The 23,295-nt window shown below is 71.4% G+C and carries 21 protein-coding genes; 5 read left to right on the top strand and 16 right to left on the bottom strand.

Annotation, left to right across the window (positions count from 1 at the left end; all coding sequences use genetic code 11):
- Positions 1-83 precede the first annotated feature (83 nt).
- On the top strand, positions 84-857 hold the full coding sequence (locus tag KVT45_RS11830) for an ABC transporter ATP-binding protein (protein ID WP_217546652.1): 774 nt from the start codon (positions 84-86) through the stop codon (positions 855-857).
- Positions 854-2,446 (top strand): transporter, encoded by a 1,593-nt coding sequence (locus tag KVT45_RS11825; RefSeq protein WP_217546651.1) that lies wholly within the window; start codon positions 854-856, stop codon positions 2,444-2,446. The genes KVT45_RS11830 and KVT45_RS11825 overlap by 4 nt, the downstream gene beginning before the upstream one ends.
- 166 nt (positions 2,447-2,612) lie before the next feature.
- On the opposite strand, the gene KVT45_RS11820 is transcribed toward KVT45_RS11825, so the two are convergent.
- A complete protein-coding gene (locus tag KVT45_RS11820) occupies positions 2,613-3,473 on the bottom strand; it encodes an alpha/beta fold hydrolase (protein ID WP_217546649.1) in 861 nt (286 codons plus the stop codon).
- Between the two features lie 559 nt (positions 3,474-4,032).
- Complete coding sequence (locus KVT45_RS11815) at positions 4,033-4,725, bottom strand: metal-dependent transcriptional regulator (protein WP_217546648.1); 693 nt, start codon at positions 4,723-4,725, stop codon at positions 4,033-4,035.
- Between the two features lie 318 nt (positions 4,726-5,043).
- On the opposite strand from KVT45_RS11815, the gene KVT45_RS11810 reads away from it, so the two are divergent.
- Positions 5,044-5,799, top strand: coding sequence for an SIS domain-containing protein (locus tag KVT45_RS11810; RefSeq protein ID WP_217546646.1), 756 nt, complete (start codon positions 5,044-5,046; stop codon positions 5,797-5,799).
- Positions 5,800-5,806: 7 nt separating this feature from the next.
- On the opposite strand, the gene KVT45_RS11805 is transcribed toward KVT45_RS11810, so the two are convergent.
- The 5 genes from KVT45_RS11805 to pdxH all read right to left on the bottom strand — a co-directional run bounded on the left by KVT45_RS11805 (position 5,807) and on the right by pdxH (position 9,745).
- Positions 5,807-7,228: a PAS domain-containing protein gene (locus KVT45_RS11805; RefSeq protein ID WP_308310706.1), complete on the bottom strand. Its 1,422-nt coding sequence runs from the start codon at positions 7,226-7,228 to the stop codon at positions 5,807-5,809.
- A gap of 139 nt (positions 7,229-7,367) precedes the next feature.
- A complete protein-coding gene (locus tag KVT45_RS11800) occupies positions 7,368-7,808 on the bottom strand; it encodes a GNAT family N-acetyltransferase (protein ID WP_308310705.1) in 441 nt (146 codons plus the stop codon).
- A complete protein-coding gene (locus KVT45_RS11795) occupies positions 7,805-8,209 on the bottom strand; it encodes a RidA family protein (RefSeq protein WP_217546643.1) in 405 nt (134 codons plus the stop codon). Before KVT45_RS11795 ends, KVT45_RS11800 begins: the two co-directional genes overlap by 4 nt.
- A gap of 39 nt (positions 8,210-8,248) precedes the next feature.
- The gene (locus KVT45_RS11790; protein ID WP_254646667.1) at positions 8,249-8,686 is read right to left on the bottom strand and encodes a hypothetical protein; all 438 of its coding nucleotides are present in this window, start codon (positions 8,684-8,686) and stop codon (positions 8,249-8,251) included.
- A gap of 366 nt (positions 8,687-9,052) precedes the next feature.
- Entirely contained in the window at positions 9,053-9,745 is a 693-nt protein-coding gene (gene pdxH, locus KVT45_RS11785; protein ID WP_308310704.1) for a pyridoxamine 5'-phosphate oxidase, read from the bottom strand.
- A 139-nt stretch (positions 9,746-9,884) separates the two neighbouring features.
- Between pdxH and KVT45_RS11780 the strand changes: the two genes are divergently transcribed.
- Positions 9,885-10,985, top strand: a complete 1,101-nt coding sequence (locus KVT45_RS11780) for a citrate synthase 2 (RefSeq protein WP_217546638.1) — start codon at positions 9,885-9,887, stop codon at positions 10,983-10,985.
- Positions 10,986-11,147: 162 nt separating this feature from the next.
- Here the strand turns inward: KVT45_RS11780 and KVT45_RS11775 are convergent, their stop codons facing one another.
- On the bottom strand, positions 11,148-11,807 hold the full coding sequence (locus KVT45_RS11775) for a nuclear transport factor 2 family protein (RefSeq protein ID WP_217546636.1): 660 nt from the start codon (positions 11,805-11,807) through the stop codon (positions 11,148-11,150).
- A 297-nt stretch (positions 11,808-12,104) separates the two neighbouring features.
- Between KVT45_RS11775 and KVT45_RS11770 the strand changes: the two genes are divergently transcribed.
- Positions 12,105-12,743 carry a TetR/AcrR family transcriptional regulator gene (locus KVT45_RS11770; RefSeq protein ID WP_217546635.1) on the top strand — a complete coding sequence of 213 codons (639 nt, stop codon included), beginning with the start codon at positions 12,105-12,107 and terminating at the stop codon, positions 12,741-12,743.
- A 107-nt stretch (positions 12,744-12,850) separates the two neighbouring features.
- Here KVT45_RS11770 and KVT45_RS11765 read toward each other — a convergent pair whose 3' ends face one another.
- From KVT45_RS11765 to KVT45_RS11730, 8 genes are all read right to left on the bottom strand, one after another.
- Positions 12,851-13,465 (bottom strand): TetR/AcrR family transcriptional regulator, encoded by a 615-nt coding sequence (locus KVT45_RS11765; RefSeq protein ID WP_217546633.1) that lies wholly within the window; start codon positions 13,463-13,465, stop codon positions 12,851-12,853.
- Positions 13,453-14,199: an enoyl-CoA hydratase family protein gene (locus KVT45_RS11760; protein WP_217546631.1), complete on the bottom strand. Its 747-nt coding sequence runs from the start codon at positions 14,197-14,199 to the stop codon at positions 13,453-13,455. The genes KVT45_RS11765 and KVT45_RS11760 overlap by 13 nt, the downstream gene beginning before the upstream one ends.
- On the bottom strand, positions 14,196-15,791 hold the full coding sequence (locus tag KVT45_RS11755; protein WP_217546630.1) for a 4-coumarate--CoA ligase family protein: 1,596 nt from the start codon (positions 15,789-15,791) through the stop codon (positions 14,196-14,198). The genes KVT45_RS11760 and KVT45_RS11755 overlap by 4 nt, the downstream gene beginning before the upstream one ends.
- Positions 15,792-15,838: 47 nt before the next feature.
- Positions 15,839-17,005 carry an acyl-CoA dehydrogenase family protein gene (locus KVT45_RS11750; protein WP_217546628.1) on the bottom strand — a complete coding sequence of 389 codons (1,167 nt, stop codon included), beginning with the start codon at positions 17,003-17,005 and terminating at the stop codon, positions 15,839-15,841.
- Between the two features lie 81 nt (positions 17,006-17,086).
- Positions 17,087-18,931 carry a biotin carboxylase N-terminal domain-containing protein gene (locus KVT45_RS11745; protein ID WP_217546626.1) on the bottom strand — a complete coding sequence of 615 codons (1,845 nt, stop codon included), beginning with the start codon at positions 18,929-18,931 and terminating at the stop codon, positions 17,087-17,089.
- 8 nt (positions 18,932-18,939) lie between these two features.
- Positions 18,940-20,538, bottom strand: coding sequence for an acyl-CoA carboxylase subunit beta (locus KVT45_RS11740; RefSeq protein ID WP_217546625.1), 1,599 nt, complete (start codon positions 20,536-20,538; stop codon positions 18,940-18,942).
- Positions 20,535-22,226 (bottom strand): acyclic terpene utilization AtuA family protein, encoded by a 1,692-nt coding sequence (locus KVT45_RS11735; protein WP_217546623.1) that lies wholly within the window; start codon positions 22,224-22,226, stop codon positions 20,535-20,537. Before KVT45_RS11735 ends, KVT45_RS11740 begins: the two co-directional genes overlap by 4 nt.
- Positions 22,223-23,017, bottom strand: a complete 795-nt coding sequence (locus KVT45_RS11730) for a TIGR03084 family metal-binding protein (protein ID WP_217546621.1) — start codon at positions 23,015-23,017, stop codon at positions 22,223-22,225. Before KVT45_RS11730 ends, KVT45_RS11735 begins: the two co-directional genes overlap by 4 nt.
- Between the last annotated feature and the right edge of the window lie 278 nt (positions 23,018-23,295).

Below are 23,295 nucleotides of genomic sequence, written 5' to 3'. Positions count from 1 at the left end.
CTGCCGGCGCCGGTAAGCGAAACCCCCGCCCCAGCCCCCACCCACCCCACCCTCAAAACCTCGCCGCCCCATAGGGTTCATCCATGACCGATGCCGTGCGTGTTCGTGGGCTCTGGAAGCGGTTTGGGCAACAGGTGGCCGTCGGCGGGATCGATCTGTCGCTGCCCGCCGGTAAGTTCGTCGGGCTGGTCGGACCCAATGGCGCAGGCAAGACCACCACTCTCTCCATGGTGACCGGGCTGCTGCGCCCGGACCAGGGCTCCGTGGAGGTCGTCGGCCACGACGTGTGGCGGGACCCGGTCGCCGTGAAGGCTCGCATCGGCGTCCTCCCCGAAGGCCTCCGCCTCTTCGAACGGCTCTCCGGACGCGAACTGCTCGGCTACTCCGGCCGGCTGCGCGGCCTGCCCGGCGCCGAGGTCGACAAGCGGGCCACCCAACTCCTGGACGTGCTCGACCTCGCGGGAGCCCAGCACAAACTCGTCGTCGACTACTCGACCGGCATGCGCAAGAAGATCGGGCTCGCCGCCGCTCTCCTCCACAACCCCGAAGTCCTCTTCCTGGACGAGCCGTTCGAGGGCGTCGACCCGGTGTCCGCGCAGACCATCCGGGGCGTGCTGGAGCGGTACACCGGCTCCGGCGCGACCGTCGTCTTCTCCTCCCACGTGATGGAGCTCGTCGAGTCGCTGTGCGACTGGGTCGCGGTGTTGGCGGCCGGGCGGATCCGCGCGACGGGGACGCTGGAAGAAGTGCGCGGGGCGCATCCCACCCTGCAGGCCGCGTTCCTGGAACTGGTCGGGGCTCGCGGCCGGGACGCGGCCTCCGACCTGGACTGGCTGGGCGGCGGTGCGGCCCGATGACGGACGTGACCGCCACCGTCGTACGGCTGAAGCTGTCGCTGCTGCGCAACGGGCTGCGGCAGTCCGGCGGCCGACGGGCCGCTTTCGTCGCGTCGGCGGTCGTCGCGCTGCTGTTCGCGGTACTGCAGCTGCTGGGCCTGGTCCTGCTGCGCGGGCATGCGCACGCGGACGCGGTGGCGGTGCTGGGGGCCGCCGTGCTGGCGCTGGGGTGGGCGGTGATGCCGCTGTTCTTCCCGGGCGGCGACGAGACCCTGGACCCGACCCGGCTGGTGATGCTCCCGCTGCGGCCCCGGCCGCTGGTACGGGCCCTGCTGGCCGCCTCGCTGGTCGGTATCGGCCCCCTGTTCAGCCTGTTGCTGCTGGTGGGCTGCGCGGTGGCGGTGGCGCACGGTGCGGCCGGCCACGGCGTCGCGGTGGTCGCCGTACCCCTCGCACTGCTGGTCTGCGTGGCCCTCGCGCGCGCCGTGGCCGCCGCGAACGTACGGCTGCTCAGCAGCCGCAGGGGACGTGACCTGGCCGTCCTGAGCGGCCTGGTCATCGCCGTCGGGGCACAGCTCGTCAACTTCGGCGCCCAGAGCCTCGGTTCGGCAGGCCTCGGAAGGCTCGCGCCGGTGGCCGACGTGGTGCGATGGCTGCCGCCCGCGTCGGCGATCGGCGCGGTGCACTCGGCGAGCGAGGGTTCGTACGGGACCGCTGCCCTCCAACTCGGCCTGTCCCTGGCCGCGCTGGCGCTGCTCGTCGGCGCCTGGGCGCGGACGCTGACCCGGCTGATGACCGCACCCGACGGTTCCACGCTCCAGGCGCCCGAGGCGGCCGACCGGGGCCGTTCGTCCGCGGGCGGCGGTCTCGGACGGCTGCTGCCCGGCGGACGCACCGGTACGGTCATGGCGCGCAGCCTGCGCTACGTCTGGCGCGACCCCAAGACCAAGGCCGCCTGGGTGACCTCGCTGGCCATCGGCCTGATCGTGCCCGTCTTCAACGCCCTGCAGGGCACCGGGTCGATCTACTTCGCGTGCTTCGCCGCCGGGATGCTCGGCATCCAGATGTACAACCAGTTCGGGCAGGACACCTCCGCCTTCTGGATGGTCGCGATGACCGTCTCGTCCGCGCGGGACGCCTACGTCGAACTGCGCGGGCGGGCACTGGCCCTGCTGGTGATCACCCTGCCGTACACCGCGCTGGTGACCGTCCTGACCACGGCCTTGCTGGGCGACTGGCCCCGGCTGCCCGAGGTGCTCGGCCTCTCCTTCGCCCTGCTCGGCGCGATGCTGGCGACCGGCGCCTGGACCTCCGCCCGCTTCCCCTACTCCATCCCCCAGGAGGGCCACCGCAACGTCGCCCCCGGCCAGACCGGCCTGGCCTGCATCGCGATCTTCGGCGGCATGGTCGCGGCGGCCCTGCTGAGCTCCCCGGTCATCGCCCTGACGATCGCGCTGAACGCGAGCGCGGGCGGCGAGCAGTGGACCTGGCTGCTGCTGCCGACGGGGGCGGCCTACGGGGCGACGATCACATGGGCGGGCCTGCGACTGGCGGCCCCACGGACGGCGGCCTGCTTGCCGGAGATCCTGCTCGCTGTCAGCAAGGGCTAGCGGCAGCGCGCCCCTTCAGGGGCACGGGACTGTATCGACTCGCGGCTACCGCCTGGCAGCCGACGGCAGAACACGCGCCCCTTCAGGGGCGCGGGGAACTGCGCGAGCAACCACAACGCACCCGCACCCGCCGAAATCGCTCATCCCCCTGCCCAGTAGGCGCTCTTCACTCCCCCACCCGATCAAGAAACGGCTCGACCGCCGCCCGCCAGGCCTCCGGCCGGTCATAAGGCAACAGATGCCCGGCGTCCGCCACTTCGGCGTACTCCCCTCGGGGAAGCACCCGAACCATCTCCTGCGCCTCCGCCCGCCCCAGCTCCCCGTCCACCCCGCGCACGACCAGCGTGGGGCACGGCACCTGGGCCAGCTCCTCCCAGTGCGCGTCGTACACCCAGGTCTCGCGGGACTTCAGCATCTGGTCGGGGTCGAACACGGGCCGCCAGCCGTCGGCGCACTCGTGCATCACCTCGGCGTAGAACTCCCCGCGCGCCGGGTTCGGCCGCTCCACCCAGGGATCGTCCTCGCCGAACCACTTGCGTACGTCGGCGAGCGTGGCGAAGGGAACGGGCCAGGACTTGAACCAGTCGGCCCACTCGCGTTGCGAGGCCGCGCCGAGTGCGGAGGCGCGCATGTCGCAGATGATCAGGCCCCGCACCAGCTCGGGGCGTTTCGCGGCGAGCTGCCAGGCGGTCAGGGCGCCCATGGCGTGGCCGATGAGCACGGCCGGCGCGAGGCCCAGCTGCTCGATGGCGGCCACGGCGTCCTCGACGTACGCCTCACGGGTGTAGGCGGCCTGCGGGGGCTTGTCGCTCTGGCCGTGGCCGCGCTGGTCGAGGGCGACGGCACGGTGCCGCCCGGCGAGCCAGCGGGCGGTGGACGCCCAGTGCGAGGCGCGGCCCATCAGGCCGTGCAGTAACAGCACGCCGGGAAACGAGTGGCCCGGCTCCTCCGTCTTGGGCGGGTCCGCGAACTCCCAGGCGGCGAGGTCCACGCCGCCGGCTCCTGTCACGTCGATGCGCCGTGCCATGGGCCTGGCACCCCCCTAGCTCCGCGTGCCTAGTGTCGCCTCGTATCGCTTCGTGGTGGTTCGGTACCACTGCAGACTATCGAACCTCTATTCGAAAATCGGGTTCCTGCGGGCAACACCCCTCATTCGAGTGACCCCTCCCCAGGCATGATCGGCGTCGCCGGGGGGATTTGTTCTGCGGGGGGCGGGCCGCTCGGGGAAAACGGTCCGAGGGGATGACCCTGAGAGCTCGGGGCTCCGGGTCAGCACTGGGGAGGACAGGCCCCGGTACCGAAAGGTACCGGGGCCAATCCCACGTCCACGCACATGTCCATATCCACGTCTTCGGCACATCCTCCCCGCCCCCCTCAGGTCATATGCCTCTCGCGACAGCCTTGCACGCGAAACGTTCCAGCGCTGCGATTCGGCGCACTGAATCTTGGATTCGACGCGTTCGACACACGAGGATGAGGCGTCGAGAGAAGGGCTCAACTCCCCCACGAACAACGGAAGTTGAACGATGCTCCGGTTACGGTGCCGAGAAGGCGGAGCTCAGTGGCCGGCGCTCAGCAGGCGGCGCTCAGCGCTTGGCGACGAACACGTGGGAGGCGACGTCCGCCTCCAGCTCGGCCGCCTCGCCGCCGCTGCCCACCAGCACCCCGCCGGCCGCCTCCGTCACGCTCACCACCGAACCGGGCTGCACACCCGCCCGCCGCAGCGTGTACATCAGCTGCGCGTCGGTCTGGATGGGCTCGCCGATCCGGCGCACGACCACCGTCTTGCCGTCCGTGCCCGGGTCCAGGTCGGCCAGCGACACCATGCTGTCGTCGAGGAACGGATCCGCGCCGTCCTTCTCGCCCAGCTCCTCCAGACCCGGGATCGGGTTGCCGTACGGCGACTCGGTCGGGTGCCGCAGCAGCTCCAGGACGCGCCGCTCCACGGCCTCGCTCATCACATGCTCCCAGCGACACGCCTCGGCGTGCACCTGCTCCCACTCCAGGCCGATCACGTCGACCAGCAGGCACTCGGCGAGGCGATGCTTGCGCATCACACGCGTCGCCAGCCGGCGGCCCTCGTCGGTCAGCTCCAGATGGCGGTCGCTGGCCACGGACACCAGACCGTCCCGCTCCATCCGCGCCACCGTCTGGCTCACCGTCGGCCCACTCTGGTCGAGCCGCTCCGCGATGCGGGCGCGCATGGGGACCACGCCTTCCTCTTCGAGCTCGAGGATGGTGCGGAGATACATCTCCGTGGTGTCGATCAGTCCGGACATACGTGCCCCTCGATTACCTCTGCCGGAAACCCCGGCGGCGTGCGCTGGCCCTGCAACCAATTCTGCCGGATCCCACTGACAAGCGGGGGACACCGGAAAAACGGGGGGTGCGGGCCGCCCTCCCCTGCGGGCCGGTGGGGGCCGGTCGCGCAGTTCCCCACGCCCCTTACGGGGCGCTGCCCAGCCGCGCCCGTAGGCGTCCCCACCCCCCGGCCCCACGCCCCCGCACCGCACAGGCCGTATTGACACCGACCTGGTCCAGACCTGAGGGTGATCCGCGACACACACGCTGACGCTGACGCTGCGAAGGGGCACCGCATGAGCGACGGCACGCCCGCCGACCTGTTCTTCGACGCCGCCATCGGCCTCCTGCAACGGGCCCGCGACGAGGAGGCCGAGGCCATCACCGCCGCCGGCACCCTCCTCGCCGACACCGTCACCTCCGGCGGCCGGCTCTTCGCCTTCGGCGCCGGGCACTCCTCCCTCGCCGCCCAGGACGTCGTCTACCGCGCCGGCGGCCTCGCCCTCATGAACCTCCTCGCCGCCCCCGGCCTCGTCGGCGTCGATGTGATGCCCGCCACCCTCGGCTCCCGCCTCGAACGGGTCGACGGACTCGCCACCGCCGTCCTCGACACCTCACCCCTGCGCGCCGGCGACGCCCTCGTGATCATCTCCCTGTCCGGCCGCAACGCCCTCCCCGTCGAGATGGCCGTCGAGGCCCGCCGGCGCGGCATCAAGGTCATCGGCGTGACATCGGTGGCGTACGCCACCGAGACCACCTCCCGGCACTCCTCCGGCACGTACCTCAAGGACCACTGCGACGTCGTCCTCGACTCGAAGATCTCCGTCGGGGACGCCGAGCTCACCCTCGACACCATCCCGGCGCCCTTCGCGCCCGCCTCCACGGTCGTCACCAGCGCCCTGCTCCAGGCGGTCCTGGCCACCACCGCGGCCACCCTCGCCGACCGCGGCACCGAACCCCCGCTGCTGCGCTCCGGCAACGTCGACGGCGGCCACGAATGGAACGCCCGCGTGTTCGAGGAATACCGCGACCGGATCTTCTACCAGCACTGAACGGCTGTCACTGCTGCCGGTCCTTCGCGAGGTGGGCGAGGTCCAGCGCGGTCGCGATGCGCACGGCCACGTCCTCCGCGTACGTCGCGTCCGCGCGCTCGAAGCGGTTGCGGGCCGACCCGCGCAGGAACGTCACGACGCCCAGCGTCCGCCCCCGGCTGCGCAGTACCGCGCACAACGCGTGCACCGCGTCACCGGGCCACTGCCGGTCCAGCGCCCAGGCCCGCGCCCGGTCCAGCGGCACCGAACCGGCGTCCGCCCGCACACTCCCGGCCCGCGCCACGCACTGCAAGGCCGGATGCCCCTCCTCGTAGCGCACCGGCAGCCCCGCCGCACCCGTCAGCATGCTCGGCCCCGGCGTCCCGGACGGCGTGGCCGCGATCCGCACCAGCCGGACCGGCCCCACCTCCCCGTCGGCCCGGGAACCGCCCACCACCCGGTCGATCACCGCATGGTCGGCGAACCCGGCCAGCGCGAAGTCCAGATGGACGGTCGCCGCCTCCGCCGGGTCCTCGCACTCGGCCGCCGCACGGGCCGCACGATGCAGCTGGTTGGCACGGAACCGCAGCATGGCCGCCTCCTGCTCGGCGTGCTTGGCCTCCGTGACGTCCAGGAACAGCCAGCCCACCCCGAGCGGCACCGGCTCCTCCGCGAGCGGCGACGCCAGCCGCAGGAACCCGGACCGCCAGCAGCGCCGCTGCTCGCCCTCCGGCGTCCGCACGCTCACCCACATCTCGGCCGGCGCGGGCGGCGCCCCCTCGGCCAGCACATGCGTGAGCGCGCTCTCCAGGTCCTCCACGCCCAGCGCGAGCAACTCCCCCAGCGGCCGCCCGAGCGCCGACGTACGCCCGATACCGAGCGCCCGCGCGGCATGCGCGTTGACGACGGCGGGCCGCAGATCGGCGTCGACGAGGACGACACCCCAGGCAGCGTCCTCGAACAGGGCCTCACTGAGCGCGATGGACCGCTCCAGGTCGATCTGCGCGTGCACCTCGCTGAACGCGCAGTACACACCCGCCGGCTTGCCGTCCGGCCCGCGCACGGCCGCCGACTGCGTCCGGACGAGGACCCGCCCGCCGTCCTTGGTGAGCAGCGCGAACTCGTGCACCTGGCGCCCGGGAGCGTGCATGGCGGACAACAGCCGCCCCTCGACCTCATCCGCGTCCGCCTCACGCACCGCCCACCCGGCGAACCCGTGCCGGCCCACCGCCTCGGCCGCCGTCCACCCCAGGATCCGCTCGGCCTCACGGTTCCAGTGCGTGACAAATCCGTCGGCGTCGAAGGCGCACAGCGCCGCGTCCATGCCGTCGAGCAGCGCGGCGAGCAGGTCGGAGCCGCCCGAGTCCTCCGGAGCATCCCGCTCCGGTTCCGGCTCGGGCTCGTCGGGCCCCAGCTCGTCCGTGGCCCCACTACGCCGGGAAGCACTCACCTGGACCCCCATCAGGCTGCGTCCGCACGCACGGCGCGTCGGTTCACTCGCTGCCCTTCATTCAACTCGAACGTGACGCAGCCCACACTGTGTTCCCACAAGATTGAGGGAATCGTTGCAAGCCGACACCCGCCGCCCGTCACAGCACGAGCCGCAGATCCACCCACTCGTCGCTCTCCCCGTCCAGCACATACCGCTCGACCTCGGCAAACCCGTACCGCCGGGCAAACCGCAGCCCGTCCTCATTGACGCCCAGCACACACGTCTCGACGACCTCGGCACTCTGCGCACGCGCGTAGGCAAGCGCATGCTCATACAGGGCCGCACCAAACCCCCGCCCCCGAAACTCCGGCAACACCCGCGCGATCACCGTCACCACCCCGTCGACGGCAGGCCGCACAGTGGAACACCCCACCAGCACATCCCCGTCGTACGCGTTCTCCAGCCGATACCCCCGCGCAAGCCGCTCCCCCGCCTCCACCGCCGACATCGCAGCGGGCGGCACAACCACGTTGTGCACATACCGCCACTCCTCCAGCGCCTCGGCGCCGCCGACGAGGACCACTCGAAGATCACTCACGCGTCACCCTCCCCTTCTGCCGACCGCCGCGCGTAAACCTCGATCTCGATCTTCATCCGCGGATCCGACAGCCCGCACACCATCATCGTCGCGGCCGGCCGCACCTCCCCGAACACCCGCCGCAACACCGGCCAGCACGGCTCGAAGTCCTCCCGCACAGGCAGCAGATACCGCACCCGCACCACATCCCCGAACCCACACCCGGCCTCCGCCAGCGCCGCCCCGATGTTCCGCAGACACTGCTCGGCCTGCTCCACCACGTCCTCGGAGATCGTCATCGCCGCATAGTCGAACCCCGTCGTCCCCGACACATGCACCCAGTCCCCGTCCACCACCGCCCGCGCATACCCGATCTCCTCCTCGAACACAGACCCACTGAGAATCACCTGGCGCTTTGTCATGCCCGGAACGCTAGAGGACCGGCCCGGGCACGGGCGGGGTCATACGAGAACGGGGTTCATGAGGTCGAGCAGCAGCCGATTCCCCCAGTCGTTGGTGAAGACGGCGCTCATGCCCTGGAAGCGCACTCCGACGAAGGGATTGGAATGGAACATCACGGCGGCCCACCGCAACGAGCGGTCGGCGTTCAGACGGGCGAGGTAGCCGATGTTCCCCATCCCGCCGCCGCCCCCGCCGGACATCCATCCTGCTCCGTCCGGTAGCGGGCTCTCGAAATACGTGTCCACATCCTCGATGCCGTGCTCTTCGATGGCCTGGGCCACATCGAACGGTCCTCCGACACGGAAGGGAATCGGCTGCCCGGCATCCGGGTGGTACGCCCCCGGACCGTGAACATGCAGCTCCAGGCCAGTGTCGTCCGGCCGGTACAGCCCGTCACGCAGCGGCATCTCCCTGGCCTTCCAGAGACCCTCGACCATTCCCACGGCCCACCCCACCGTCAAGATCTTTGAGCAGCTCAGGACGCCCAGCGAGAAGCGCCTCCGCAAGCATCTCCAAAAAACAGTTGAGTCCGTCCCAGGAGCTTCTTAGTGTGGCCGTACGCCGAAAGGAGGTGATCGGGTACATGAGTGAAACCCGGACGCGCGAGGTGGCTGCGGGCTAGCGGCTCGCCACCACACGATGTGCGGTGCCGGACCAGCGTGCGCTCGAAACACGCAGCCGGCCCAATCCAATGCAGTCACCCGACCCGCGAGCTCGCCGGTACGTCCGGCCGGCTTCTTCGCCGTCAGGCGGAGGGACCTGAGCTCGCGGGTCGTCTGCGTTTTCGTGGGCTTTTGCGGGGCTCAGGGGCTGAGACGTTCCACGTGCCAGGTGCCGTCGGGGTCGGCTACGTAGCGGAGGCGGTCGTGGAGGCGGTTCTGGCGGCCCTGCCAGAACTCGACGGTCTGGGGGGCGATGCGGAAGCCGCCCCAGTGCGGGGGGACCGGGACCTGTTCGCCCTCGGGGTAGCGGGCGCTGAGCTCCGCGTAGGAGGCGTCGAGTTCGGCGCGGGAGTAGATGACCGTGGACTGGGTGCTGGCCCAGGCGCCGAGCTGGGAGCCGTGCGGGCGGGTGCGGAAGTAGGCGGCGGTCTCGTCGCGGCCGGTGCGGCGGGCGGTGCCGGTGACGACGACCTGGCGGGCGATGGCGTGCCACGGGAAGACCAGCGAGACGTACGGGTTCGCGGCGAGGTCCTGGGCCTTGCGGGAGTCGTAGTTGGTGTAGAAGACGAAGCCGCGGGTGTCGTACTGCTTCATCAGGACCGTGCGTGAGCTGGGGCGGCCCTCGGTGTCGGCGGTGGCGAGGACCATCGCGTTGGGTTCGTAGATCATGCCGTCGGCGGCCGCCCGCGCGGCCTGTTCGAACCAGCGGGTGAACTGGTCCATGGGGTGCGCGGCCAGGTCGTTCTCTTCGAGTCCCTCGGCCCGGTAGTGCTTGCGCATCGCGGCGGGGTCGATGATGGGGTCGTCGGAGGCGGCGGCGTCACGATCGGTCACTCGGTCATCTTGCCGTATCGCTCTGTGCGGCACCGGAGGATGGCGAGGAGTGTGGCACTGAGTGCCGCCGGGGTCCCCAACTCTGGCACTCGGAGTTATGGTGCTCTTGCCTCCGCCTACACCCATGAGGAGCCGCCCCATGTCGGACTTCGTACCCGGGCTCGAAGGAGTCGTCGCGTTCGAGACGGAGATCGCCGAACCGGACAAGGAGGGAGGCGCCCTGCGGTACCGGGGCGTCGACATCGAGGATCTGGTCGGGCACGTGTCGTTCGGGAACGTGTGGGGGCTGCTTGTCGACGGGGCCTTCAACCCGGGGCTGCCGCCGGCCGAGCCGTTCCCGATCCCCGTCCATTCGGGTGACATCCGGGTGGATGTGCAGTCGGCGCTCGCCATGCTGGCGCCGGTGTGGGGTCTGAAGCCGCTCCTCGACATCGATGCCGACCAGGCCCGGGAGGACCTGGCGCGGGCCGCGGTCATGGCGCTGTCGTACGTCGCCCAGTCCGCGCGTGGGCAGGGGCTGGCGATGGTGCCGCAGCGGGAGATCGACAAGGCGCACTCGGTGGTCGAGCGGTTCATGATCCGGTGGCGTGGGGAGCCGGATCCCAAGCATGTGGCGGCTGTGGATGCCTACTGGACCTCGGCTGCCGAGCACGGCATGAACGCCTCCACGTTCACCGCGCGGGTCATCGCCTCGACCGGTGCGGATGTCGCCGCCGCGTTGTCGGGTGCGGTGGGGGCCATGTCGGGGCCGTTGCACGGGGGTGCGCCGTCCCGGGTGCTCGGGATGATCGAGGAGATCGAGCGGACCGGGGACGCGGTGGGGTACGTCAAGCGGGCGCTGGACCGGGGTGAGCGGCTGATGGGGTTCGGGCACCGGGTGTACCGGGCGGAGGACCCGCGGGCGCGGGTGCTGCGGCGGACGGCGCGGGAGCTGGGGGCGCCGCGGTTCGAGATCGCGGAGGCGCTGGAGAAGGCGGCGCTGGAGGAGCTGCACAATCGGCGGCCGGACCGGGTGCTGGCCACGAACGTGGAGTTCTGGGCCGCGATCATGCTGGACTTCGCGGAGGTGCCGGCGCACATGTTCACGTCGATGTTCACGTGTGCGCGGACGGCGGGCTGGTCGGCGCACATTCTTGAGCAGAAGCGGACGGGGCGGTTGGTGCGGCCGTCGGCGGAGTATGTGGGGCCGGGGGTGCGGAGGCCTCAGGACATCGAGGGGTACGGGGACATCGCCCACTAGGCCGAGGAGTTCACGGCTCCGCTCAGTGGTTCGAGGCCTGGGCGGGGGTGAGGCCGGTGCCGGCCGGCAGCCCGGTGAGGGCGGTGTGACGGCGGCCGAGCCTCGGCGGGTGATGTGCGGCCTGGTGGGGCCGGGCATCACCCGCCGGGAGTGGCTCGGGGTTCAGTGCTTGTTGACGGCCGAGGCCCAGTCGAAGTCCACGCCCATGTCGTGGTACATCTTCGAGTACCCGACGAAGCAGTCGAACTTTTCGACCTTGCCGTTCTTGAGGTACCAGAAGTCGGCGGTCGGCGCGGCGACCTTGTTGCCGTTCCCCTTGAGGACGCCCGCCGGCGTCTGGAGCTGCCCGTCGAACGTGCCGTCGATCGACAGCTCGATGCTGATGGTGTCGCCGTTCACGGTGATGCGCTTGAGGTCACGGTGAACGTTGGAGAAGAGGCCCTTCATGTAGGGCAGGACGGTGCCGAGTGCCTTGCCGCGGTAGGCGACGCCGGGAACCATGTCGTTGAAGACGCCGTCCTTGGCGAAGCTGTTGACGAAGGTCGGGACGTCGATGTGGTTGCCTTCGGCGACGTAGTAGTCGCGCAGGACGATGGCGAGGTTGTGCCGCTCGTGCTTGGTGAGGTGGCGGTCGGTGAGCGGCAGCTTGGCCAGCTGGCGGGGGGTCAGGTCGGGGACGCTCGCACTGCTGTTGGCCGCCACGGTGGTGGTGGTCGTGCGGGCGGGGCTCGCGGCCTGTGACGGCACGGCGGCGAAGGAAAGACCACCCAGGACAGCCACCGCGGTCGCGGCGGTGATCGACTTCCGGCTGAGCAGCTTCATGTCGTGTTCCTCCAGATTGGTACTCAGGATTCGAGATCCGTCGCAGCGGTCTCTGTCGCGCTCTTAGTAATTCAAACGCTCGCTTAACCTTATGAACGGCACTGCGGGCTGTCAAGCTACTGTTTGAATTCTGTGGTCGCGCAGCCATGGCAGTGCGCATGCCGCCCGCATCACGGCTGGTCAGGGCGGGTCTGCGACAGCGATCCGGGGCGGCGCAGCGTCCGGCGATCGGCGTCCCGGCGCGATCGGCGAGGCGACTGTTGACAATGTACTCAAACATATGCTTGAGTACATTGCATGATACGGGCGGAAAAGACGGACCTGCGCCGGGAAGCCGGTCAGCGCACCCGGGACGGCCTGCAGACGGCCGCCCTGGAGCTGCTCTCGCAGCGAGGCCAGGAGGGCGTGACACTCCGCGAGATCACGGATCGCGCCGGAGCCAACGTCGCCGCGGTGAGCTACCACTTCGGGTCGCTGAAGAAGCTGTGCGACACGGCGATCGAGCACGCCCTGGAGCGGTACCTGGACGACAAGATCCTGGAACTCGACTCCCTCGCCTCCACCGCGACACTCCACGAAGTGGCGGCGGCGTTCGCACGGCCGATGGTGCGCGCACTGGCGGCCGGAGGGCAAGACCTGGACGTGATGCGGACCGTCGCACGCGTCGGCATCGATCCGCCCCAGGGATGGCACCGGCTGGACGGCAAGTTCGAGCAGAGCCGCCGAGGGGTCGTCCGGGTGCTGGCCCCGAACCTTCCCGGAGTCGACGAAGAGGAACTGCACTTCCGCACGCGATGCGCGGCCGGCCTGCTGAACTGGCTCGCCCTGGCACCCATCGGCGCCGAGCTGGCCGCCCTGTCCGCCGAACAGATCGAACGGCAGCTGGTCCCCGTGGTGGCCGGGGCATTCCGCGGGGACACCCCCGCCGACCACTGACCAGGCCAAAGGCCGACCAGGCCAAAGGGCGACCCGGTCACAGGCCGACCCGGTCACAGGCCGACCCGGTCACAGGCCGGTGGAGTCCCTGCCGCCTGAAAGGGCGCTCAGCCCAGGGTCTCCTCCAGTAGCAGCGCCCACTGCGCCACCACCCGCTCCCGCCTCGCTCTGTCGTCCGTGAGGAGGTTCGCCAGGCCCAGGCCCCTGGCCATGTCCAGGAGGCCCTGGACCGTTTCCCGGGCGCCGGGGCGGGATTCGTCGGCGGCCAGGAGGTCCACGGCGATGCGGTGGGTCTCACGGCCCACCCGGGCTTCCAGCTCTGTCACCCGGGGGCGGAGCTGGTCCTCGTTGGAGGCGGCGACCCAGAGGTGGAGGGCGGCGCGGAAGAGGGGGCCGGTGTAGAGGTCGACGAGGGCGGAGACGACGGCTCGGCGGTCGCCGGCCGCGCCCTGCGGGAACAGGGCGCGAAGGGCCGTGGAGCGTTCCTCGGCGACGTATTCGACGGCCGCCGTGAAGAGGTCCTCGCGGGTCGGGAAGTGGTGCTGGGCGGCGCCCCGGGAGACGCCGGCGCGTTCGGCGACGACGGCGACCGTGGAGCCCGCCCAGCCGCGCTCGGCGAGGCAGGCCACGGCGGCCTCCAGGAGGCGCTGCCGGGTGGCCCGGCTGCGGTCCTGCTTCGGCGTGCGTTCCGCCGTACTCACACCTGTGTTCACACCACCCACGCCGCGTCCCGTCGTTCGAGGAAGGCCGTCATCCCCTCGCGGGCCTGGTCGGAGGAGAACAGCCGGGCCGAGAGAGCGGTGAGGGGGGCCGCGTCCCGGTCGAATGTCTCCAGCACCCTAGCCGTGAGCAGCTGTTTCGTCTCGGCCAGGGCCTGGGGGGAGGAGCGGCGGAGGCCGTCGAGGATGGGGGCCAGGGCGGTGTCGACGTCCTCGGCGGTGGTGGTGAGGAGGCCCAGCTGTACTGCTTCCGGCGGATCGAAGCGTTCGCCGGTGAGGTAGTAGCGGGCGAGGGTGCGGGGGTCGGTGCGCGGGAGGAGGGGGAGGGAGATCACCGCGGGGGCGACGCCGATCCTCACCTCCGTGAAGGCGAAGGTGGACTCGGCGGACGCGGCGGCGATGTCGCAGGCGGCGAGGAGGCCGAGGCCGCCCGCGCGGACGTGGCCGGTGACCCGGGCGACGACCGGCTTGGGCAGTTCGACGATCTGGCGCAGGAGCCGGACGAGGGCGTCGGGGTCGGGCGGGTCGCGCAGGTCGGCGCCGGCGCAGAAGGTCGTGCCGGTGTGGGTGAGGACGACCGCGCGGACGTCGGGGTCCTTGGCGCAGTCGGTGAGGGCCTCGGCGAGCTCGGCGACGAGGGCGGCGGACAGGGCGTTGCGGGTGGCGGTGGCGTCGAGGCTGAGGAAGGTGACGGCACGCGCGTGTGTCTGTCCGATCAACGTTCCGATCGACGTCATGGGCCCTCCTCGGGTTCCGCGGTCTTCGCGACGGCGCGCAGTTCGCGGCGGAGTATCTTTCCGGAGGCCGCACGGGGCACGCCGGTGATGAAGGTGACCTTGCGGACGCGTTTGTAGGGCGCGACGCGTTCGGCGACGTACAGCATGGTCTCGTTCTCGGTGAGGTCGCCGGCGGTGGGCTGGCGGACGACGAAGGCGTGCGGGATCTCGTTGCCGTCGTCGTTGTAGTCGCCGACGACGGCGGCGTCGGCGATGCCCGGGTGGGTGAGCAGGAGGGCCTCCAGTTCGGCGGGGGCCACCTGGAAGCCCTTGTACTTGATGAGTTCCTTGACCCGGTCGACGACGAACAGCCAGCCGTCCGCGTCGACATGGCCGACGTCCCCGGTGTGCAGCCAGCCGTCGGTGTCGATCATGTCGGCGGTGGCGTCGGGGCGGCCGAGGTAGCCCTTCATGACCTGGGGGCCGCGGATGAGGAGCTCGCCGGGTTCGCCGGTGCCGATGTCCTTGTGCGGGTCGTCGAGGGAGACGATCCGCATCTCGGTGCCGGCGATGAGCTTGCCGACGGTGCCGGGCGGTGCCTGGTGCATGGCGTCGAGCGGGACGACGTGGGTGCCGGGCGAGAGTTCCGTCATGCCGTAGGCCTGCGCGACCGGCGGCAGGCCGAGCCGCTGTGAACAGGCGGCGGCGAGGCGGGCGTCCAGGGGTGCGGCGGCGCTCATGACGTACTTCAGGGAGGACAGGTCGTAGTCGGCGACCGCGGGGTGCTTGGCGAGGGCGAGGACGATCGGCGGGGCGACGTACAGGCCGGTGATGCGGTGGTTCTGGATCGCCGCGAGGAAGGTCTCCAGCTCGAAGCGGGGCAGGACGACGACGGTGGCGCCGTTGCGCAGCGGTGCGTTCATGAGCGCGGTGAGGCCGTAGATGTGGAAGAGGGGGAGGACCGCGAGGATGCGGTCGCCGGGGCCGGCCGGGACGGCGGGTTCGAGCTGGGCGAGGTTGGTGGCGATCTGCCGGTGGGTGAGCATCACGCCCTTGGGGACGCCGGTGGTGCCGGAGGAGTACGGCAGTGCGGCGACGTCCTCGACGGGGTCGATGTCGACCTGTGGCTCGGGGGCTTCGCTGGCCAGCATGTCGAGCAGGGAGCGGTGTCCGGGTGCGCTGTCGCAGACGAATATCTCCGCTACGCCGCCGGCGAGTTCGGCGGCCCGGCGGGCGGACTCCAGCAGCGGCGAGACGGTGACGATCCAGCGGGCGGCGGAGTCCTTGAGCTGTTTGGCGAACTCCTCGGGGGTGGCGAGCGGGTGCACGGTGGTGACGGAGGCGCCCGCGCGCGTGGCCGCGTAGAACGCCGTCGGGAAGGCGATCGTGTTCGGGCTGTGCAGGGCGAGCACATCGCCCTTGCGGACGCCCGCGTCGGCGAACGCGGCCGCGAGCCGCCGGTGGAACCGGTCCAGCTGTGCGTACGTGAGGGTGGTGCCGTCGTTGCCGTCGATCAGGGCGGGCGTGTCACCGAACTCGGCGGCCCGGCCCAGCACGGCCTCGTGGATGGGGAGTTCTACGGGCGGAACGTCTGCGTACTCACTGCGGAACACGGTTCCTCCAAGGCGGCCTTGAGCCTCAGTACGACCTCAGTACGACTTCAGTACGACTTGGGCAGGCCGAGGGTCTGGTGGGAGACGTAGTTGAGAATCATCTCCCTGCTCACCGGAGCAATACGAGCCACGCGCGCGGCCGTTATCAACGAGGCGAGCCCGAATTCCCGCGTGAGTCCGTTGCCGCCGAGGGTGTGCACGGCCTGGTCGACCGCCCTCACGCAGGCCTCGCCCGCCGCGTACTTCGCCATGTTGGCGGCCTCGCCTGCGCCGATGTCGTCGCCCGCGTCGTACAGGTGCGCCGCTTTCTGCATCATCAGGCGGGCGAGTTCGAGGTCGATGTGTGCCTGGGCGAGGGGGTGCGCGATGGCCTGGTGGGCGCCGATGGGGGCCTTCCAGACGGTGCGGTCGCGCGCGTACTCGATCGCTTTGGACAGTGCGTAGCGGCCCATGCCGATCGCGAAGGCGGCGGTCATGATGCGCTCGGGGTTGAGGCCGGCGAACAGTTGCAGCAGGCCCGCGTCCTCGTCGCCGACGAGTGCGTCGGCGGGCAGCCGTACGTCGTCGAGGGTCAGCTCGAACTGCTTCTCGGCGGCGCTCAGTTCCATGTCGATGGGGCGCTTGTGGAAGCCCTCGGCGTCCGTCGGGACGATGAAGAGGCAGGGCTTGAGGCTTCCGGTGCGGGCGTCTTCGGTGCGGCCGACGATCAGGACGGCGTCGGCCATGTCGACGCCGGAGATGAACACCTTGCGGCCGGTGAGCAGCCAGTCGCCGCTCGCCGGGTCGCGGCGGGCGGTGGTGGTGATGCGGTGGGAGTTGGAGCCGGCGTCGGGTTCGGTGATGCCGAAGGCCATGAGGCGGGAGCCGTCGGAGAGGCCGGGGAGCCAGGTCCGCTTCTGTTCCTCGGTGCCGAAGCGGGCGATCACGGTGCCGCAGATGGCGGGTGAGACGACGAGCATGAGGAGCGGGGAGCCCGCGGCGCCCAGTTCCTCCAGGACGATGGAGAGTTCGGCGATGCCGCCGCCCCCGCCGCCGTACTCCTCCGGGAGGTTGACGCCGAGGTAGCCGAGTTTCCCTGCCTCGTTCCAGAGTTCGCTGGGGTGGCGGCCTTCGGCGATGGTGCGGGTGATGTAGTCGCGGCCGTACTTGGCGCCGAGGGAGGCCACCGCTGCGCGGAGTGCCCTGTGCTCGTCGGATTCGATTGGGGTGGGCACGGTGCTCCTTCGGGTGCGGGATCGTCGTGGTTTCTCGCGCTCACGCGGCGGTAGCCGCATATCGAATACGGCCCCGCGCCCCTAAAGGGGCGCTTGCACTACTGCCAGTAGAGAGCCGGGCTCTACCTGTTGGCCCTCGGTCACGTGGAGGGCCTCAAGCGTTCCCGTCGCCGGAGCGGCGATGACGTGCTGCATCTTCATCGCCTCCAGCCAGAGGAGTGGCTGTCCGGCCGTCACCGGCGCCCCCGCCTCCAGCCCCTCCGCCATCCGTACGACCGTCCCCGGCATCGGCGCCAGCAACGACCCCGGCGCCAACTGAGCCTTGGCATCGGGGAAGCGGGGCAGGGCGGTGAGGGGCGTGTTGTTGACGTGGACCTGGTCGCCGTATCCCGACACCTCGAACTTGCGGCGTATGCCGTCGATGTCGAGTACGACCAGACGCGCGCCCGCGTGCACGACCCGCACGCCGTCTGCCGTGAGGCCCTCGCGGGTGTGCCGGTAGTGGACCTCGTGCTCCTCGCCGGCCATCAGGTAGCGCTTGGTCTGCGGCTGGGAGGGCAGGTTGCGCCAGCCGCCGAAGCGGGAGCGGCCGTGGGCGTCGGCCAGGGCGGCCGCGAGGGGGGCGTGCGGGTCGGGGGTGGGCGCCGTCAGCTCGGTGAGGTGGCGGTCGTAGAAGCCGGTGTCCATGCGGGCCGAGGCGAACTCCTCGTGGCGCAGGGAGCGGACCAGGAGGTCGCGGTTGGTGGCGGGGCCGTGCAGGGTGGCCTGCTCCAGGGCGTGGGCCAGTCTGCGCAGGGCCTCCGCGCGGGTGGGGGCGTGGGCGACGACTTTCGCGAGCATCGCGTCGTAGTGGACGCCGATCTCGTCGCCGTCGGTGTAGCCGGTGTCGAGGCGGACGCTGTCCGGTACGGCGAGGCGGTGCAGGGTGCCGGTCTGCGGGGTCCAGTCGCGGGCGGGGTCCTCGGCGTAGAGGCGGGCCTCGATCGCGTGGCCACGCGCGCGTGGGGCGTCGAGGGGGAGGGCGTGGCCCTCGGCGACGCGGATCTGTTCCGCGACCAGGTCGAGGTCGAACACGGCCTCGGTGACGGGGTGTTCCACCTGGAGGCGGGTGTTCATCTCCAGGAAGTGCGCCCTGCCGTCGGCGACGAGGAACTCGACGGTGCCCGCGCCGACGTAGGCGACGGCGCGCGCGGCGCGCACGGCCAGCGCGTGCAGCTCCTTCACCAGCCCCTCCGGGAGGCCGGGTGCCGGTGCTTCCTCGATGACCTTCTGGTGTCGGCGCTGGAGTGAGCAGTCGCGGGTGCCGAGCGGCCAGACCGTGCCGTGCGTGTCGGCGAGGATCTGCACCTCGACGTGGCGGCCGGGCTCGATGTACGGCTCGACGAAGACCTCGCCGTCGCCGAAGGCACTCGTGGCCTCGGCGCGCGCGGCCTCCAGCGCGGTGGTCAGTTCGTCGAGACGGCGCACGATGCGCATGCCGCGCCCGCCGCCGCCGGCGGCCGCCTTGACCAGCACCGGCAGGTCGGACTGGGCCACCTCGCCCAGGGGGGCGATGCCCATCAGCTCCTTGGCGCGGGTCTTGGACGCCATCGCCTCGATCGCCTCCGGGGGCGGCCCGATCCAGACCAGGCCGGCGTCGATGACGGCCCGGGCGAAGTCGGCGTTCTCGGAGAGGAAGCCGTATCCGGGGTGCACGGCGTCCGCGCCGGCGCTCACGGCGGCCTTCACCACCAGGTCGGCGCGCAGGTAGGTGTCGGCGGGTGTCGCGCCCGGCAGCCGTACGGCGGTGTCGGCCACGCGCGCGTGCAGCGCGTTCTCGTCGGGGTCGGAGTGCACGGCGACGGTCCTGATGCCGAGTTCGGCGCAGGTGCGGAAGATCCGGCAGGCGATCTCGCCGCGGTTGGCGACCAGCAGGGTCGAAATCATGTGGTCCCTCACATCCGGAAGACGCCGAAGCCGCCCCGCGCGCCTTCGTAGGGGGCGGTGTGGATGGCGGACAGGCACAGGCCGAGGACGGTGCGGGTGTCGCGCGGGTCGATGACGCCGTCGTCGTACAGCCGCCCGGACAGGAACTTGGGCAGCGACTCGGACTCGATCTGCTGCTCGACCATGGCGCGCAGGGCCGCGTCGCCGTCCTCGTCGTACGGCTGTCCCTTCGCGGCGGCCGACTGGCGGGCGACGATCGAGAGGACGCCGGCGAGCTGCTGCGGGCCCATGACGGCCGACTTGGCGCTGGGCCAGGCGAACAGGAAGCGGGGGTCGTAGGCGCGTCCGCACATGCCGTAGTGGCCGGCGCCGTAGGAGGCGCCCATGAGGACGGAGAGGTGCGGGACGCGGCTGTTGCTGACCGCGTTGATCATCATCGCGCCGTGCTTGATGATGCCGCCCTGCTCGTACTCCTTGCCGACCATGTAGCCGGTGGTGTTGTGGAGGAAGAGGAGGGGGATGTCGCGCTGGTTGGCGAGTTGGATGAACTGGGCGGCCTTCTGGGACTCCTGGCTGAACAGCACGCCCTGCGCGTTGGCCAGGATGCCGACCGGGTAGCCGTGCAGGCTCGCCCAGCCGGTGGCGAGGCTGGTGCCGTACAGCGGCTTGAACTCGTCGAAGTCGGAGGCGTCGACCAGGCGGGCGATCACCTCGCGCGGGTCGAAGGGGATCTTGAGGTCGCCGGGGACGATGCCCAGGAGCTCGTCGGCCGCGTACTTGGGCGGTTCGGCGGGGCCGGGGTCGGGGTGGGCCTTGCGGTGGTTGAGGCGGGCCACCACGCGCCGGGCCTGCCGGAGCGCGTCCGGTTCGTCGACGGCGAAGTAGTCGGCAAGGCCCGACACGCGCGCGTGCATCTCCGCGCCGCCCAGCGACTCGTCGTCGCTCTCCTCGCCGGTCGCCATCTTCACGAGGGGCGGTCCGCCGAGGAAGACCTTCGCGCGCTCCTTGACCATGATCACGTGGTCGGACATGCCGGGGATGTAGGCGCCGCCGGCGGTGGAGTTGCCGAAGACGACGGCGATGGTGGGGATACCGGCGGCCGAGAGCCGGGTGAGGTCCCGGAAGATGGCGCCGCCGGGGATGAAGATCTCCTTCTGGGACGGCAGATCGGCACCTCCCGACTCGACCAGGCTGATGCAGGGCAGCCGGTTGGCGAGGGCGATGTCGTTGGCGCGCAGGGCCTTCTTCAGCGACCAGGGGTTGCTGGCGCCGCCGCGCACGGTCGGGTCGTTGGCGGTGATCAGGCACTCCACGCCTTCGACGGTCCCGATGCCGGTGACCAGCGAGGCGCCGACGGCGTAGTCGCTGCCCCAGGCGGCCAGCGGGGACAGCTCAAGGAAGGGCGTGTCGGGGTCGAGGAGGAGTTCGATGCGCTCGCGGGCGAGGAGCTTGCCGCGCCCCCGGTGCCGTTCGACGTACTTCGCGCCGCCGCCCGCGAGGGCCTTGGTGTGCTCGGCCTCCAGGTCGGTGAGCTTGGCGAGCATGGCGTCGCGGTTCGCCCGGAAGTCGGGGGTGTTCGTGTCGAGGGTGGTCTCGATGACCGTCACAGCAGGGCCTCCGGGATGTCCAGGTGGCGGGAGCGGAGCCATTCGCCGAGGGCCTTGGCCTGGGGGTCGAAACGGTGTTGGGCGGCCACCCCCTCGCCGAGCACGCCCTCGACGGTGAAGTTGAGGGCGCGGAGGTCGGGGAGCAGGTGCCGGGTGACCGGCAGCTCGCGGGTCTCGGGCAGGAGGCGCCGGAAGGTGTCGACGGTCAGGGTGTGCGCGAGCCAGCGCCAGGCCTCGTCCGAGCGCGTCCAGACGCCGACGTTGGCGTTGCCGCCCTTGTCGCCGCTGCGGGCTCCGGCGACGAGCCCGAGGGGCGCCCGCCGGGTGGGACCACCGGCCGGCAGCGGCTCGGGCAGCGGTGGTTCGGGCGGGTCCTGGAGTACGAGGGTGTCCTGGGCCGGCGGCACGGGAATCCGTCGCCCGTCATGGAGGACGGCCACATGGGGCACCTCCCCCTGGGGGACGTACACATCCTCGAAGACCCCATAGGGTGCGCCCTTCCCCGGTGGCGCGAGCACATGAAAGCCGGGGTAGCTGGCGAGGGCCAGTTCCACGGCGGCCGCGCTCAGCGCCCGGCCGACACTCTCCTGGTCCCGGTCCCGTACGACGAGCCGGAGCAGCGCGCTGGCCGTCTCCTCGGTGTCCGCGTCGGGGTGGTCGGTGCGGACCAGCTCCCAGCGGATCCCGGACGGCGGGGACTTGGCGAGCGCGTCGGCCATCTGCTCCCGCACCAGCGCGGCCTTCGCCTCGATGTCGAGCCCGGTGAGCACGAAGACGACCTCGTTGCGGAAGCCGCCCAGCCGGTTGCGGCCGACCTTGAGGGTGGGGGGCGGTGCCTCGCCCCGTACGCCCTCGATCCGCACCCGGTCCGGACCGTCCTGGCTCAGCCGGACGCTGTCCAGGCGGGCGGTGACGTCGGGTCCGGCGTACCGGGCGCCGCCGGTCTCGTAGAGGAGCTGGGCGGTGACCGTGCCGACGTCGACGAAGCCGCCGGTGCCGGGGTGCTTGGTGATGACGCAGCTGCCGTCCTCGTGGAGTTCGGCGAGCGGGAAGCCGGGCCGCCGCAGGTCCCGGCCCGCGGCCGCCGCTTCGGCGAAGAACGCGTAGTTGCCGCCGGTGGCCTGGGTGCCGCACTCCAGGACGTGCCCGGCGACGACGGCGCCCGCGAGCCGGTCGTACTCCCCCGGCCGCCAGCCGAAGTGGGCGGCGGCGGGGCCGGTGACCAGGGCGGCGTCGGTGACCCGGCCGGTGACCACGATGTCGGCGCCGGCCCGCAGGCACTCGGCGATCCCGAAGCCGCCGAGGTAGGCATGGGCGGCGAGGCTGCCGGGGTGGGCGGCGGTCAGGTCGTCGCCCTCCACATGTGCGACGCGCACAGGTATGCCGAGCCGGTCGGCCAGCTGCCGTACGGCGTCGGCGAGCCCGGCCGGGTTGAGGCCGCCGGCGTTGGTGACGATCCGCACGCCCCGCTCATGGGCCAGGCCCAGGCAGTCCTCCAGCTGGCGCAGGAAGGTGCGGGCGTATCCGGCGCCGGGGTCCTTGAGCCGGTCGCGGCCCAGGATGAGCATGGTCAGCTCGGCGAGGTAGTCGCCGGTGAGGACGGCGAGTTCGCCGCCGGTGAGCATCTCGCGCAGCGCGTCGAAGCGGTCGCCGTAGAAGCCGGAGGCGTTGCCTATGCGCAGGGTCACGGGGTGCCGCCCTTCGGGGTGCGGCCGGGGCCGGGCGGGCCCGCGAAGGCCTGGGCGACGTCCAGCCAGCGGTCGGCGTCCGGGCCGACGGCTTCGAGCGCGAGGTCGGCGCGGTGGGCGCGCTGGGTGACCAGGAGGCAGAAGTCGAGGGCGGGGCCGGTGACGCGGTCGTCGGCGTCCTCGGGGCCGTACGTCCACAGTTCGCCGGACGGGGCGGTCAGTTCGACGCGGAACTCCTCGAACGGCACGGGCAGTCCGTGCACGCCGAAGGCGAAGTCGCGGGTGCGGACGCCGAGGCGGGCGATGTGCCGGAGCCGGTCGGTGGGGGTGCGGGTCACGCCCAGCGCGTCCGCGATGTCCAGGCCGTGCGCCCAGGTCTCCATCAGCCGGGCGGTGGCCATGGAGGCGACCGACATAGGGGGCCCGTACCAGGGGAATCGCGCCCGCACGGGCGCCGCGCGCAGCGCCTGGTCCAGGGCCTCGCGCCCGGCCCGCCAGTCCGCCAGCAACTGGGCGGGGGGCTTGGCGGCGCCTTCCTCCGCCCCGTTGTCCACGAAGTCCCCGGGCTGGGTCAGCGCCTTCTCGACCTCACGGGCGAAGGCGTCCTGATCGGTCACGGCCAGCAGCGAGGAGTGGTCGGTCCAGGCGAGGTGGGCGATCTGGTGGGCGACGGTCCAGCGAGGCGCGGGCGTGTCGAGAGCCCACTGCTCGGGCCTCAACTCGGCTACCAGCCGGTCGAGTTCCGCACTCTCCTCATGCAGGTCGTCGATGACGGGCGTCGGATCGGACATGGGGAGGAGCATGGCAGCGGGCCAGGAAACAATCAAGCACGCTTGCATGAATTTGGCGGAGCCGTGGCCCGGAGCGCGGGTCCGCCGCCCCGGGGCGGCGCTCCTTGGCGACATCCGGAGTCACCCTGGGGCAATCCTTGGGACAGCGCGGCGTGGCGGAGGGACCGCCATGCCCTATGTTCGATGCGAACATCCGGCGATGGAGTGATGTGTGAGGCGTGCGGGGCGTGCGGAGGACAGATGAACTCGCCGTAGGGGTGGAGACGACCGCCGTCGTG

This window comes from Streptomyces sp. GbtcB6 (assembly GCF_019091475.1).
In the GTDB taxonomy this organism is placed as follows: Bacteria; Actinomycetota; Actinomycetes; order Streptomycetales; family Streptomycetaceae; genus Streptomyces; species Streptomyces hyaluromycini.
The sequence above is the reverse complement of the archived record's forward strand: the minus strand, read 5'-3'. Positions and strand labels throughout refer to the sequence as shown.